The sequence below is a fragment of the Lysobacter sp. CC-YZS074 genome, assembly GCF_056739745.1.
In genome coordinates this window covers 2543537-2558230 of the sequence record NZ_CP200301.1, presented here as the reverse complement: position 1 = coordinate 2558230, position 14694 = coordinate 2543537, and the positions used below count along the sequence as shown (strand labels likewise).

Annotated in this window: 12 protein-coding genes; 5 read left to right on the top strand and 7 right to left on the bottom strand. The window is 67.1% G+C overall.

The genetic code is table 11. The annotated features are described in order from the left end of the window. The first annotated feature begins 10 nt into the window (after positions 1-10). Together U8331_RS11580 and U8331_RS11575 are read left to right on the top strand one after the other, a co-directional pair. Positions 11-604, top strand: coding sequence for a TetR/AcrR family transcriptional regulator (locus tag U8331_RS11580; RefSeq protein ID WP_481131184.1), 594 nt, complete (start codon positions 11-13; stop codon positions 602-604). Positions 605-665: 61 nt separating this feature from the next. Then, on the top strand, positions 666-2450 hold the full coding sequence (locus U8331_RS11575) for a phosphoenolpyruvate carboxykinase (GTP) (protein WP_481131183.1): 1785 nt from the start codon (positions 666-668) through the stop codon (positions 2448-2450). Positions 2451-2510: 60 nt separating this feature from the next. Here U8331_RS11575 and U8331_RS11570 read toward each other — a convergent pair whose 3' ends face one another. The 4 genes from U8331_RS11570 to hslO all read right to left on the bottom strand — a co-directional run bounded on the left by U8331_RS11570 (position 2511) and on the right by hslO (position 9149). Continuing rightward, positions 2511-3851, bottom strand: a complete 1341-nt coding sequence (locus tag U8331_RS11570) for an aspartyl/asparaginyl beta-hydroxylase domain-containing protein (protein WP_481131182.1) — start codon at positions 3849-3851, stop codon at positions 2511-2513. 91 nt (positions 3852-3942) lie between these two features. Further along, positions 3943-6831 carry a TonB-dependent receptor gene (locus tag U8331_RS11565; protein ID WP_481131181.1) on the bottom strand — a complete coding sequence of 963 codons (2889 nt, stop codon included), beginning with the start codon at positions 6829-6831 and terminating at the stop codon, positions 3943-3945. A 410-nt stretch (positions 6832-7241) separates the two neighbouring features. Continuing rightward, positions 7242-8102, bottom strand: a complete 861-nt coding sequence (locus tag U8331_RS11560; RefSeq protein WP_481131180.1) for an XOO1806 family protein — start codon at positions 8100-8102, stop codon at positions 7242-7244. 111 nt (positions 8103-8213) lie between these two features. Beyond that, on the bottom strand, positions 8214-9149 hold the full coding sequence (gene hslO / locus U8331_RS11555) for an Hsp33 family molecular chaperone HslO (protein ID WP_481131179.1): 936 nt from the start codon (positions 9147-9149) through the stop codon (positions 8214-8216). 46 nt (positions 9150-9195) lie between these two features. On the opposite strand from hslO, the gene mtgA reads away from it, so the two are divergent. The 3 genes from mtgA (at position 9196) to U8331_RS11540 (ending at position 11533) form a co-directional block, all read left to right on the top strand. After that, a complete protein-coding gene (gene mtgA / locus U8331_RS11550; RefSeq protein WP_481131178.1) occupies positions 9196-9963 on the top strand; it encodes a monofunctional biosynthetic peptidoglycan transglycosylase in 768 nt (255 codons plus the stop codon). A gap of 144 nt (positions 9964-10107) precedes the next feature. Then, a complete protein-coding gene (locus U8331_RS11545) occupies positions 10108-11145 on the top strand; it encodes a glycosyltransferase family 2 protein (protein ID WP_481131177.1) in 1038 nt (345 codons plus the stop codon). Next, complete coding sequence (locus U8331_RS11540) at positions 11105-11533, top strand: CBS domain-containing protein (RefSeq protein ID WP_481131176.1); 429 nt, start codon at positions 11105-11107, stop codon at positions 11531-11533. The genes U8331_RS11545 and U8331_RS11540 overlap by 41 nt, the downstream gene beginning before the upstream one ends. 219 nt (positions 11534-11752) lie before the next feature. On the opposite strand, the gene U8331_RS11535 is transcribed toward U8331_RS11540, so the two are convergent. From U8331_RS11535 to U8331_RS11525, 3 genes are all read right to left on the bottom strand, one after another. Next, the gene (locus tag U8331_RS11535) at positions 11753-13738 is read right to left on the bottom strand and encodes an AsmA family protein (RefSeq protein ID WP_481131175.1); all 1986 of its coding nucleotides are present in this window, start codon (positions 13736-13738) and stop codon (positions 11753-11755) included. 10 nt (positions 13739-13748) lie between these two features. Further along, entirely contained in the window at positions 13749-14156 is a 408-nt protein-coding gene (locus U8331_RS11530) for a hypothetical protein (RefSeq protein WP_481131174.1), read from the bottom strand. An 86-nt stretch (positions 14157-14242) separates the two neighbouring features. Continuing rightward, positions 14243-14653 carry a hypothetical protein gene (locus U8331_RS11525; protein WP_481131173.1) on the bottom strand — a complete coding sequence of 137 codons (411 nt, stop codon included), beginning with the start codon at positions 14651-14653 and terminating at the stop codon, positions 14243-14245. Positions 14654-14694: the final 41 nt, after the last annotated feature.

Here is a 14694-nt window from a genome sequence, read left to right as displayed (position 1 = left end):
TCGTGACCTCATGAACACGCCCGCCGCCACCGCCCGTCCCGAACGCAATGGCCGCCTCAGCGCCGACGACTGGGGCCAGGCCGCGCTCGACCTGATCGCCGAGCAGGGCGTGGCCGCGGTGGCTGTCGAACCGCTGGCCCGGCGCCTGGGCGTGACCAAGGGCAGCTTCTACTGGCACTTTCCCTCGCGCGACGCCCTGCTGGTGGCGGCGCTGGAGCGCTGGGAGAAGGTCGAGCAGGAGCAGGTGTTCGGCCAGCTGGAAGCCATCGCCGATCCCAGCGAGCGCCTGCGCGCGCTGTTCAACCTGGTCGCGCACGAATACAAGTCGCACGTCATCTATTCGGAACTGCTCAAGGCCCTCGACCACCCGGCCGTGCAGCCGGTGATCGGGCGGGTGTCCGAGCGCCGGATGGAATACCTGACCGCCTCGTTCCGCCAGGCCGGCCTGGGGCGTACGGATGCCCAGCACCGTGCCCGGCTGGCGTATGCCGCCTACATCGGCTTCCTGCAGCTCAACCTGCAGCTGCACCAGGCCCGGCTGCAGCACGACGAGTTCGAAGCCTACGTCGAGCACGTAATGGCGACCCTGATTCCCTCCGAGTGACCGGCGCGTCCGGGTCCACTCCGTTCCCGTTTTCGAAACCCACCGGCTGGAGGCCAATGCCGTGAATGCCATTTCCGAAGCTGTACCCGTCGCCGCGACTGCCGGCAGCAAACTCGAGGCGCTGAACGCCTGGGTCGCCGAGGTCGCCGCGTTGACCCGTCCCGACCGGATCCACTGGTGCGACGGCAGCGACGCGGAGAACGCGGAACTGGTGCGCGCGATGGAGGCCGACGGCACCCTGATCCGGCTCAACGAGCAGACCCATCCCAACAGCTGGCTGCACCGCTCCAGCCCGGACGACGTGGCGCGCGTCGAGCACCTGACCTTCGTCTGCACGCCCGAGCGCGACGACGCCGGCCCGAACAACCACTGGATGGCCCCGGCCGAGGCCCACGCCAAGATCGACGCGCTGTTCGAAGGCTGCATGGAAGGGCGCACGATGTACGTGATCCCGTACTGCATGGGCCCGATCGATTCGCCGTTGTCGCGTTGCGGCGTCGAGATCACCGACAGCCCGTACGTGGTCGCCAACATGCGCATCATGACCCGCATGGGCGCGCCGGCGCTGGCGCGGATCGAGCGTGAGGCCAGCTTCGTCAAGGGCCTGCACTCCACCGGCGAGCTCGACCCCGATCGCCGCTTCATCATGCATTTCCCCGAGGACCTGACGATCAAGTCATACGGCTCGGGCTACGGCGGCAACGCGCTGCTGGGCAAGAAGTGCCACGCCCTGCGCATCGCCTCCCACCAGGCGCGCAATGAGGGCTGGCTGGCCGAGCACATGCTGATCCTCGGCATCACCAACCCGCAGGGCGAGACCCACCACATTGCCGCGGCCTTCCCGTCGGCCTGTGGCAAGACCAACCTGGCGATGCTGATCCCGCCGGAGGGGTACCTGAAGGACGGCTGGAAGATCACCACGGTCGGTGACGACATCTGCTGGATGCGTCCGGGCAAGGACGGCCGCCTGTACGCGATCAACCCGGAAGCCGGCTTCTTCGGCGTCGCTCCGGGCACCAGCAGGAAGTCCAACCCCAACGCACTGGCCTGCCTGCAGCGCGATGCGATCTTCACCAACGTCGGCGTTACCGCGGACAACCAGCCGTGGTGGGAGGGCCTGGGCTACGGCGAGCCCGCCACCGACTGGCGCGGCGAACCTTACGACGCCGACAAGCGCCCGGCCGCGCACCCCAACTCTCGCTTCACCGTCAGCGCCAAGGCCTGCCCGAGCTACTCGCCGGAAGCCGAGAACCCCGAGGGCGTGCCGATCAGCGCGATTGTCTTCGGCGGCCGTCGCGCCTCGCTGGTGCCGCTGGTGTTCGAGGCCCGCGACTGGACCCACGGCGTCCTCGTCGGCGCCGCGATGGGGTCGGAGACCACCGCCGCCGCGACCGGCGCGGTCGGCGTGATGCGCCGCGACCCGATGGCGATGAAGCCGTTCTGCGGCTACAACTTCGCCGACTACTTCAGCCATTGGCTGTCGTTCGACAACGGCGAGAACAAGCTGCCGAAGATCTTCCACGTCAACTGGTTCCGCAAGGGCGACGACGGCAAGTTCCTCTGGCCCGGCTTCGGCGACAACCTGCGCGTGCTGGAGTGGATGATCGGCCGGGTAAAGGGCGAGGCCAGCGCGGTCGAGACCCCGATCGGCCACCTGCCGTCCACCGCCGACCTCAACCTCGACGGAGTCGAACTGGGCGACGAGGCGCGCGAGAAGCTGTTCGGTTTCGAGCGCGAGGGCTGGAAGGCCGAATTCGACAGCATCGGCGAATACCTCGACACCTACGGTCCGCGGATGCCGCAGGCTTTGAAGGATGAGCAGCAGCGGGTGGCGGAGTCGCTGTAGCCTGCGCGCTTCTAAGACCTCGAAAGCCCCGGCCGAACCCGGGGCTTTCCATTTCCGAAGTCACATCGCCTCAGCGTCGAGGTCGCCCATGGCGGCCACCAGCTCCGCCAGCGCGATCTGCTCCACCTCGGTCAGGTGGGGATTCCAGACGTCGAACAACAGGATCACGCGGGTCGCCGTGCCCTTGTTCCACGCCTCGTGTTCAAACGTGTCGTCGAAGGTGAAACAGCGCCCGGGCTCCCAGGTGTGGACATGGTCGGCCACCCGCAGCCGGCAATCAGGCGGAACTATCAGGGGCAGGTGGGTGACGACGCGGGTGTTGGTGACACCGTGGTGGGGACGGATGTGCGACCCGGGACCCAACACCGAGAACAGCGCTTCGGGCGCGTGCTGGCGGATCCTCACTATCGGCGCCTGGTCGAGTGCTTCAACCGTGCGGGGACACTTGGCAACGTTCTCTTCGAAAGTCTGCCCATGCCGGTAGAAAAAGAACGCGTCCCAGCGTGGCGCGTCCGATTCGCCGTTCCCGCCCAGATAGCTGGACTTCATTCCCGGCGGTGGCTCGCCCAGGAAAGGTTCCAGTTGTGGCTGGTCCCCGAGTACCGCGAGCAGCTCTTCGCGAATCGCGTCGGTGGCGGCCTCCAGCTTCGGATACCACGGGAACAGTTCGCGCGACAGCACGGGCTCCGATGGAAGGTCCGGGAAGTAGAGGAACTGGGGCTTCTGTCTGCTGTCCGGAGGTGTGGCGCGTGTCCCCCCCAGATGGCTGGCGAGGCATCGCTCGACCCGGTCCAGCGATCCGGCGCCAAAGCGCTCCTTCAGCGGGGCCAGCACCGCCGCGAGCAGACGGCCCCTGCCGTCACGGGCGGCCGCCATGGCGTGCTCGACCGCGGACCGGATGCCGGGAGGGGTGGTTGCGGGTGAAGTCCAGTAGCCCAGCGACTGCGCCCTGGAGACAGCGCTGAAGTATTCGATGGTGGCGCCACGGGCATCGCCGCGTCGTTCGAGGATGACGCCAAGATACAGCCGCGCCACGAAGAATTCGGGATCGTTTTTGATCAGTCCACGGAATACCTGCTCGGATTCGTCGAGCTGTCCGGTCCGCAACAGCAGCAGCCCCTTGTTCTTGAGAGTGGGCACGTCGCCCGGATGTGCCAGCAGCGCTCTGTGCAGCAGGTGGCCGGCCTCGGCGACGCGGCCGGCCGACAGCTCAAGGACGGCAACGTAGTTGAGTGCCTCGGCATCGTCGGGCACGGCCTCCAGCAGTGCGCGGAAGTGTTGGAGAGCCTCGCCCGCGCGTCCACTTTCGGCCGCGCTCCGGGCGCGGGCGCGGTGGACGTCTGAAACCGCGGATGGTGTGGTTCCACGCATGTCGGCGGTTGGTCGTTGGTCGAATTTCAATTCTACGTCTCCACAGTATCGCGCCGCCCAAAAGAGAAGCGGCCCCGTTGCCGGGGCCGCCTCCTGACACTCACTTCGATCGACGGATCGATCAGAAGCGCTGGCGGTACTCCATGTAGTAGAACTGCCCGGGGGTGTCGTACTGGTAGTCGAACGAGTTGGAGTTCGCCTGCTGGTACGAAACCGGCGGGTCCTTGTCAAACACGTTGTTCACACCGACCGACACGGTCGCGTTCCAAGGCGTGTTGTAGCGCGCCTGGACGTCGTGGTAGGTGGTGGCGCCAATGTGGTTGCGCGGCTCGGCGCCCGCTTCGACGCGACGATCCGGATCCGAGCAGTGCGACAGCGCGAACGTCGGGCAGTCTTCCTCCATGCCGGAGAAGTAACGGGTAGTCCAGCTCAGACCGAAATCGCCCATGGTCCAGTCGGCATTGAGGTTGGAACGCAGACGCCAGGTCGGCGCACCTGCGCTGTACAGGCCAACCACGTAGTTGAACTCGCCCTCGGGCGTGGAGCGGGACTCGTAGTTGGAGATGTACGAGCTGTCCCACATGAACGAGAAACGGCCCCAAGCGGTCTCGGCCGTACGGTAGCGGGCGCTGACGTCCCAACCTTCGACGTTGGTCTGGGCAAGATTGCGCAGGCCGCGGGCGAGATAGGTGATCGTGCCGAACTGATCGCGGGTCAGCTCACCGTCGACATAGAGAATGTCGCAGAAACCCTGGTCGCCCTCGACGAAGCACTGATCAAGCATGTAGGTCGCGGTCGGACGGCTGATCGCTTCCTCCAGTTCGATTTGCCACCAGTCGACGGAGATGTCGAAGCCGGCCAGGAACTCCGGGCTGTACACAAAGCCCAAGGTCTTGTTGGTCGCGGTCTCCGGACCGAGGTTCTGATTCGGCACCCAGTCAAACGGGAATACCGTTTGGCCGAAGTAGGCTTCGCCCGAGTTCGTGCGCTGGACGTAGTCGGTCGGAATGCCTGCGGCAGCGCAACGCTCCTGCACCTCGGGACGCTCGTAGTACGGGCTGTCGATGGAGCAGGGATCGCCGAACGTATCGTAGCTGGCTGCTGCACCACCGAAGAGATCGTTGATGGTGGGGGCGCGGAAGCCCTGCGCCCAGTTACCACGAACCAGCAGCGAGTCGATCGGCTTCCATTTGAAACCGAACTTGCTGTTGGTGGTCTCGCCGAAGTTGCTGTAGTCGGAGTAGCGGCTGGCAAGGCTGAACTCGAGCAACTGCGCGCCCGGCACATCGGACAGTACCGGCAGCAGGATTTCCGCGTAGAAGTCGTCGAGCGAGTATGCACCCGAGGTCGCCTGGCGGGCATTGCCCGACGTCAGGCCAGCGGACACGAACGCGTCCGGGATGTCGTAACCCGATTCCTTACGGTGCTCGTAACCGGCCGCGAAACCGGCCATGCCACCCGGCAGTTCGAACAGGTCGCCGCTGATGTTCGCGGTGTAGCTCTTGGACGTGTTCTGGTACTTGTCCTTCGCGTTGAACAGGATGTAGCTGAGCATGTCGCCCTGGATTTCGCCCGGGGAGCTCAGCGGGTTGAACGGCGTGCAGCCTTCAATCACGTCGCCGGGAGTACCGCAGACGATGTTGCCGTCGGCATCCATGAAAGACGGGCCGGTGGCATTGCGAAGGTTCTGCATGTTGACGTCGCCAACCTGGGTGTCGATCTGGTCGTTGCGATTGAACGCATAGCCCATATCCCAGTTGAAACCCCGATCGCCGATGTCGAAGAAGCCTTCGAAACCGCCGTAGAAGTGCCACGTCTTGACGTCCTGCTCATAGAAGCGCGCCTGTTCAACCAGGCGGCGGCTCCAGTTCAGCTCGCGCGCCTCGGGCGTGCCGTTGGTCGGGTTGTAGTAGCTGTCCGCCGACAGTCCCTGCTCACCCGACAGATAGCTACCTTCGCCGAGCGGGAAGCCCGCAAGCTGCTGGGCCGACAGGCGCTCGTTGTAGAGAGCGTCCGTCTTGAACGAAACGCTGTCGGTCAGGTCGAAGCGACCCTGCACATACAGCGACGTACGCTCCTGCGGCGTCCGGAGGAAATTGTCCTGCGCGAAGTTGTAGCCATCGCCGCCAGCGCTGCTGAACGGATGGTAGTTGTCCAGGTCGCGTCCATCGGCGCCGTCGTCGAGTACGTACTGGGCAACGGATTCGGCTTCGCTGATGTCGCCGGTGGGGTTGCCAGCGGCATCAAGGAGCTCCCAGATCTGACCGTGGTCGTCGAGCGCGCTGTAGCGCGAGCGACCGAAGCCGAACGCCGGATCGGCGGAGATCTCACGATCACCAGCCATGACCGACTTTTCTTCGTGATGCGAGATGCCGAGCACGATGTTGCCGCGGTCGCTGTTGGCGCCGAGGGTGAAGTCCGCCGAGGTGCGCTCGCCGTCGCCCTGCGAGAACTGGCCGACGTAGGCGTGTGCTTCGGCACCTTCGAAGTTCTGGCGGGTGATGACGTTGACCACACCGGCGATTGCGTCGGAGCCGTAGATGGAGGAAGCGCCGTCCTTCAGGACCTCGATGCGCTCGACCATGGCCGACGGGATGGTGTTGAGGTCGACGCTGCCGCCCAGACCGGTCACCCAGCGACGACCGTTGACCAGCACCAGAGTGCGGTTGGAACCGAGACCACGCAGGTCCACGGTCGACGAGCCGTCGCCGCCATTGTTGACCTGGGTGTTGATCGGAGCACCGTTGACGGCGATGTTCTGCAGCAGTTCGGCGACCGACGTGCGGCCCGACTGCTCGATGTCTTCACGATCCAGCAACAGAATCGGCTGCGAGGTTTCGGCGTCGACCTGGCGGATGCGCGAACCGGTGACTTCGATGCGGTCGAGCGTGGTGGCTTCCTGCTCGGCCGGGGCGGCGTCCTGCGCGAACGCAGAGCCGGTGACGGCGGTGGCGCCCACGACGAGCGCGAAGGAGATCGCGTCGCGGAGCTTGGTGGTCTTCAAGGTCATCTCTCTCTCCAAGTGAGTCTTGGTGTCCCATGGGAACCCCGCCGGTGAAGTCAAGAAAGACGCCAAATCCGGCAAGGTCGGCCGATGGTAGCCCTGCTTTGGAGAAAATTAAAGTGTCGTTAACAAATCGGTCCGAAACCGTTTTTCGTCGCGATAATTACTGTCAAATCAGTAACTTGCTATAAATTCGCGAACGCGAACAGGGTCGGCGGTCGCATTCAGCGTCCAAGCGAGCGAAAAAAAGCGCGATCGGAAGACGTCCGACGTGCACGGTGGTGTAGTCGCTGTACCCGTCCCGCGCGCCTGCGCAGGCATGCGGAAACGCTGCGTATGCAGGTATGGGCCGCCGTCCGGAATTCAGAAGAGGGCAGGCGCGACAAAAAATCCGCCGCCGCGACCGGTCGCTGGACTCAGAGGTCCTGTTCGTAACGGACGTAGGGCACGGTGCCTTCGTCCTGGTCCGCGTTGTCGGGCGCGAACGGGTTCTTGCCGCGGGTGACCACGTTCTCGGCGCCAACGGTGAGCTGGCCGCTCCAGGGGGTGCGCCAGGTCAGCCCGACCCCGAGGCCTTCCCAATGCCCGGGTTCGTCCGGCGTGTCGACGACGCGGCCGACGATATTCGCGCCGAAGTCTCCCAGCCCGGCGCCCACCGTGATGCTCTGGCTGTTCCAGCGATCGGCGAGGGTGGGGACGTCGCCGGCGGGGATGAGTCGCGCGCGTGCCCAGGTGCCGCCGATCGAAACAGTGGCTTCGCGGCCGATGTTCTGCTGGCCGTAGACAGTGAGGGTGTTCTGGTCGAACTGGTTGCTGCGGCCACCGGGGCTGAGCCAGGCCGGCAGGGTGTCGTGGCCCTTGCCGATCGCCAGGGCGAGCCGGGTCCCGGCGCGACTGATGCCGGCGCCGATGCTGGACTGGCGACTGCCGTTGGCGCGCGGACCGTCCTGCTCCAGCGCGGCGAGCAGGCAGTGGTTGGCCAGGTTGCCGATGGTGCCCGCGAGCCCGGTCTTGCGGTCGCACAGCAGGCCGAGTGTGTCCCCGGCCTCGAGTCCGAACGCCGCATCGAGCGTCGTGCGACCTGCACGCCAGCGCGCGCTGGTGGTGGAGCTGCCGGTCGGTTCCAGCAACAGCACGGCTTCGAGCTTGCCGCTGGCGTTGTTCCACACCGGAAGCACGGTGGCGTCCTTGCGTGCGGCCGGTTTGGACTGTGCGTGCACGCCCGTTGCCACGCCAAGGGCGAGCAGCAGGGCTAACGGCAGGCGGAGCAGGCGCACGTCCATCGGTGTCGATACGACCGGAGCGAACCGGCGTAGTTCCCCAATCCAGGTGGATCGATCTTATCGGGTTTATGAATCCTTAACAATCAACGCAGCGTGAAGACGGACTCACTGGGAGCGCGGCGGAGCGCCCAGTTCGGACGCGGAGACGGCCAGCAACCCGCGGATCGCGTCCTCGCTGAAACGATACTGCTCCCCACAGAACTCGCAACGCACCTTGGCCTCGCCTCCGGCCGCCGCCGCGAGCGCCTCGTCTTCGCCCAGCGAGACCAGCATGGATTCGACCCGCTCCCGCGAGCACGAGCAGGCAAACGACAGCGGCTTGTGCCCCAGCAACCGCACACCGTCTTCGTGGAACAGCCGGTCGATGAGGACGTCGCCCGGTACCCGCAGCAGTTCCTCCACGCCCAGCGTGTCGAACAGCGCCCCCACCCGGGTCCACCCGTCGTCATCGCCCGCGTCACCGGGCAGCTTCTGCAGCATCAGTCCGACCGCATGGCCGGCGTCGCTGGCCAGCAGCAACCGTGTGGGGAGTTGCTCGGATTGCCGGAAGTAGTCTTCGAACGCCTCCGACAACGAGGGCGACTGCAGCGACACCAGTCCCTGATAGCGCACCGGCTCGCGGCCGCCGCGGGCGGGATTCTCGATGGTGATCGCCAGTACCGCGCCGTCGCCGAGCTCGCGCAGGTCGCGGGAGACCGCTCCCCCGTCCTCGGAGAGCTGCACGATGCCGCGCGCGGTTCCGGCGGCGGTGCATTCGGCGAAGACCGTGCGCAGGGTGCCGGTACCGCGCAACTGCACCGACAGCCGTCCGTCGACCTTGGCATGACCGGTGAACAGCGCGGCCGCGGCGGTGGCTTCGCCCAGCATCTCCACCGAGGCCGGCGCCTGCGCGAAGGCATCGTCCACGCGCGCGCGGATCTGCTGCCAGGTGTCCTGCAGGCGTACGTGCACGCCGCGCACGCCGGCCTGTTCGATCAGGAACCGGGTAAGGCTGTCGGACGGGGCCGTGGTGGGTTCGGGCCGGTCGGTGGCTCGGGTCATGGGCAGGCACTCCGGTATCGGGCGCATGGCGGATAATGCGCGCGGGATGGCGACGAATGCCCGAAATGGGGGCTCAGGCGGACCGGTGCAAGCAACACGAGAAAACAGGACACCCCGCTGCCGTCGATGGCTGCGCTGGCTGTTCGCACTGCCGTTGCTGTTCGTGCTGGTCACGACGTTGCAGGTGGCGGTGCTGCGTTTCCTGGACCCGCCGTTCACTGCGTTCATGCTGGCTCGCCAGGTCCAGGCGTGGGGCGCGGGCGAGGGGGGCTTCCGGCTCGCCTACGACTGGCGCGACCGCGACGAGGTCTCCACGCACCTGCCGGTGGCGGTGATCGCTTCGGAGGACCAGCGCTTCGCCGACCACCACGGTTTCGACCTGGATGCGATCGAGCAGGCGCGGCGCAGCAACGCGCGCGGCGGCAAGGTGCGCGGCGCCAGCACGATCAGCCAGCAACTGGCCAAGAACCTGTTCCTGTGGAGTGGCCGCAGCTGGGTGCGCAAGGGCATCGAGGCCTGGTACACGCTGCTGATCGAAGCGCTGTGGCCGAAGGCGCGCATCCTCGAGGTGTACGTCAACGTCGCCGAGTTCGGCGACGGGGTTTACGGCGCACAGGCCGCCGCGCGAACGTACTTCGGCAAGGACGCCTCGAAGCTGGGACCGGCCGAAGCGGCGCGGCTGGCCGCGGTGCTGCCGAGCCCCAGGCGGTACAGTGCGGCCCGTCCCGGCCCTTACGTGCAGCGGCGGACCCGGGCCATCCAGCGCCAGATGCGGCAGATCGGCGGAGCGGGTTATCTGGAACGCTTGGACTGACCGGATCTTCCAGTCCGAGGATCTCGACCGTAGGCCTGTAGGAGCGGCTTCAGCCGCGATCGGATGATTGCCCGTCCGCGCCGGTTCCACGATCGCGGCTGAAGCCGCTCCTACAGAGGCCCGGCTGGCGGCTAACATGCCGGCATGAGCGCGAACGCCCCGCACGACTGCCTGACCATCGTCGTCGCCGCCTTCAACGAGGCCGACAGCCTGCCGTTGCTGCAGCCGCGCATCGATGCCGCGCTGGAGGCCGTGCGTGCCGACCACCGCCTCGAGTGCCGCGTGCTCTATGTCGACGACGGCAGCTCGGACGCGACCTGGGCCGTGCTGCAATCGCTGGCGGCACACAACCCGCGCATTGCGCTGCTGCGGTTGTCGCGCAACTTCGGCAAGGAACTCGCGCTGACCGCCGGGCTCGACCACGTCGAGCGCGGCGCGGCATTGATCCTCGACGCCGACGGCCAGGACCCGCCGGAGCTGATTCCGCAATTCGTCGCCAAATGGCGCGAAGGCTTCGACGACGTGTTCGGCACCCGGCTCGAACGCGAGGGCGAGGGCTGGCTCAAGCGCGGCACCGCGCACGCGTTCTACCGGGTGATCGGTCGCCTGTCGAAAACGCCCATTCCCGCCGACACCGGGGATTTCCGCCTGTTGTCGCCGCGCGCACTGGCCGCACTGAGGCAGCTGCGCGAGCGCCACCGCTTCATGAAGGGGCTGTTCGGCTGGGTCGGCTTCAACCGCATCGCGATCCCGTACCACCGGGAACCGCGCGCGGCCGGCGCCAGCAAGTTCAATTTCTGGCGCCTGTGGAACCTGGCCCTGGAGGGCATCACCAGCTTCTCGACCGCGCCATTGCGGCTGGCCACGTACCTGGGCCTGCTGACCGCGGTGGTGGCCTTTGCCTACGGCGCGTGGGTGATCGCCAAGGCGCTGCTGTTCGGCGATCCGGTACAGGGCTGGCCGACCATGATGGCGGTGATCCTGTTCCTCGGCGGGGTGCAATTGATCGCCCTGGGACTGATCGGCGAGTACCTGGGCCGGCTCTACGAAGAGTCCAAGCAGCGGCCGCTCTACCTTGTTGACGCGTGGCTGCCCGGCGCGGGCGTATCCTCCGGGCAGGTCACGGCCCAAGGAGGCAGCCATGCGCAGCGTGCGGCACCTGCTCGAAGCGAAAGCGCCTGAGGTTTTTGCGATCGGCCCCGATGCGCCGGTCATCGACGCGATCCGGCTGATGGCCGAGAAGCGGATCGGCGCGTTGCTGGTGATCCACGAGGGACAGCTGGCCGGAATCATGTCCGAGCGCGACTACGCCCGGAAGATCGTGCTGCAGGGACGCTCCTCGTCGACCACCGCGGTACGCGAGATCATGACCGCGGACGTGGTCAGCGTCGGCCTCGACGACACCGTCGACCGTTGCATGCAGCTGGTGACCCATCGGCGGATCCGCCACCTGCCGGTGGTCCGCGATGGCGAGGTGCTGGGGGTGGTGTCGATCGGCGATCTGGTCAAGGCGGTGATCGAGGACCAGCAGGTCGAGCTGGACCAGTTGCAGCGTTACATCGCCAGCTAGGCTGCTACGCGGTTGTGGTGGCTGTGCTGGCAGGATGACCGACCAGCTCTATTCGCTGCGCGGACGCTCGGCGGCATTCGTCCCTCACACCCGGATAGCGGATTGCTGGAAGTGCCGAGCTGGCCGGCAAGCTTGGCGGAAACCACCGGCCGGGTCGCCTGTCCCTCCACGGCGTTGATCCAGGGCCCCGTTGTCAGCGGGTCGCGACTGACGTCGCTGCTATTCGGCGTACTGGCCGCCGCAGGAGGCGTTCTCGCCCGGTCCGAGTTCCAGCGTGGCCAGCAAAGCGGCGGGGGGCGCGATATTGCCCAGCGTCAGGGCGATCGCCGCGCGCAGGCCGATCCGCCCCAGGTCCGGGCGGAAGCTGGGGTTCTTGAAGGTGCCGTCGACTAGCAGCGGCGAGCGGAACGCGAACAGGCTGCGGTCCTTCGGGCGTGGCTTGATGGTCAGGTCCAGCTGCTCGTCCCGCAGGTTGATCGTGCCTTCGCCGACGAGGATCGTGTCGGTGGTGTCGAAGGCGAGCGAGCGCACGGTCATCAGGCCGTTTTCGACCTTGAAGTCGCCGAAGGCGCAACGTACCGGGATCAGGCGGTCCTCGGTGAGCTTGAACTTGATGATCTCGGCCAGGTCGATGCCGGCCAGTTCCATCAGGAGGTTGCTGATCTTTCCCTGCCCCATGCCGACCGCGAGTTCGCCGTCGCTGCTGCCGAGCATGGCCGCAATCGAGTTGCCGGTGCCGTCCAGCGTGGCGTGTCCACCCACCTGGCCGATCGCGTTCCGTGCGAGTTCCACATCGGGAAGCAGGCTCGACAGGTCCAGGCCCCGCGCGTTGACGTCGGCGCGGGTACTGATCGGAGACTCCCGTGCGTTCATGCGGATCGTCGAGCGGATGTCGCCGCCGGCCACGCCGAAGTTGAGCGGATCCAGCCGCAGCAGGCCGTTTTCCAGCAGCAGGTGCGCGTCCATGTCGTCGATCGGCAATGACGGCGCGTTGATGCGCGTGGCCTTGAGCCGCACATCCGCGTCCATCGCCTGCAGCTTGTCGAGTTCGTAGGGCGTATCGGGCAGGACCCGGGCGCTCGCCTCGCGCGCGGCGTCCTTGGCTGCAAGCTCGGGATTGGTGGTCTCGTCGCCTTCCGCATCGGGTGCGCCACCCACGAAGCCGGCGAGGTCGTCGAAATCCAGCCGCTGCGAGCGCAGGTCGGCGCGCAGGTAGGGGCGCTCACCGCCGGTGTCCACGTTGGCGTCGCCGCCCAGGTCGCTGTCGCCGACCGCGCCGCTGAAATCGTTGAAGAACCAGGTGGTGCCGTCGCGGGTGAAATGGCCCTCGAGGGTGTAGGGCGGGGTCGGCGGCATCGCGATGCCGATGAGCGGGTACAGGTGTTCGAGATTCGCGCCGGCGAGTTCCATCTGGAGGTCGAAGTCGCGCAGGCGCAGCGGATCCAGCAGGGTGCCGCGGGCGTGTGCCCGGGTCGCGCCGGCGCGGGCACGGACGTCGACCCGATAGGGGCTGTCGGGGTCCTGCAGGGCCAGGGGCGACTCGGCCGAGCCTTCCACCGAGAAATCGTTGCCCTGCCACTGGCCACCGCCCTTGACGACGATGGGTGGGGCGACGTCCGCACGGCCGGGGTCGGTGGTGGACACGGCCACGTCGATACTGGTGTTGTTGGCCGCATCGAGGAACGTGAGCCGGCCGTCGTCGACCCAGACCCGGCGGAACTCGACGTCACTGCCACCGGTGGACTCGCCGAACTGCCAGTTGCCGCCGTCCGGGCCCGTTTCAAGATGCAGGCGCGGGGTGGTCAGCCTGATTTCCGGGATACGCACCTGGCCGCGGAACAGCGGCTTGAGGGCGATGCCGATGTCCACGCGGTCGGCCTGTGCCATCACCGGCTGCGCGGCCCATTCGGCGTTGCCGAAACTGAGCCGCTCGGCACTGATCACCGGCACCCAGCCGAGGTCCACGTCCAGGTCGCCGCCGATCTCGAAGTCGCGCCCGGTGCGCGCTTCGACCTCACGCTCGACGGGACCTTTGAACCAGTTCCAGTCCCACAGCACGATCAGGATGACGATGCCCAGCACGAGCAGTGCGAAGGCGGTCAGCCATGGATGCCGGCGGGGCCAGTGCAGTGCGCCGCGTCCATCGGGAGCGGGTTCCGGGCCGCGGACGCGGGGTTCCTCCGGCGGGGGCGTGTGATCGGCCACGGTGCCGCGGTCAGACCGCTTCCTCGCAGGTGAAGGGCCCGCCTTCGTCCTGGCCCAGGACGGCGCCGTCGCCATCGATCGAGAACTCCAGCGCTTCACCGGCAAACAGGGGCGGGCTGCGATCGGCAACCCGGTGCAGTTCGATCACCCGGCCGTCGTCGGCGGTGACCTGCACCACGTCGCCACGCACCGCGACATTCCACCCGCCCTCGCAGCTGTAGCGCATGGTGGTGCTGTCGTCGTCGCTGGCGTCGACGTCCGGCAGGGTCGGCTGCACCGGCGCGGCGCCCGGCTCGGTGGCCGCCGGGGGAGCGAGGTCGTCGTTCCCGGTCTGCCCGCATCCGGCCACGGCCAGGACGCCCAGGCACGCGATCAACAGCAGGGATGTCCTGGCGGCGAAGGTGGAATCAGGGCGCATGCAGCTCTCCGGGCAATCGGGTGTCCACCATCGGCAGCGCGCGGTCAAGCGTGGGTGAACGCGTTGCGAAGGATTCAGCGGTGACATCAATCCGAGCCGGGCAGCGCGTGGCAGTTCAGCGAACTGCCGGTTCGCATCAACCGGATCGAGCGGCCTTCGCGTTGCAGCCCCAGTTCCCCGCCGACATAGGCGTCGATGCCGCCCGCGGAAGCCGATTCCGCGCGCGGCAAGGTGCTCGTGGTGCCGTCCGACAGGTGGACGGTGGCGTCGTAATGACCGTAGCGCACCCGCACCGTGCTGCCGTCGCTGCAGGCGTAGGAGAGCCGGACGCTGCCGCCCCACGGTTCGGGCCCGGCGGATTCGGCGGGCGCCTCCGGAACCGGTGCAGGAGCGGCCGGGGGCGGCGCGGCCGGCGGGCTGGCGACAGGGCTGTCCTGCCCCCCGCAGGCGACCAGCGCCGTGGCGAGCAGCAGCGATGCGGAACCGGCTTGCCTCATATCCACCTCGTCTCCAGCGGAACCGGAGCGAGGCTAGCCGG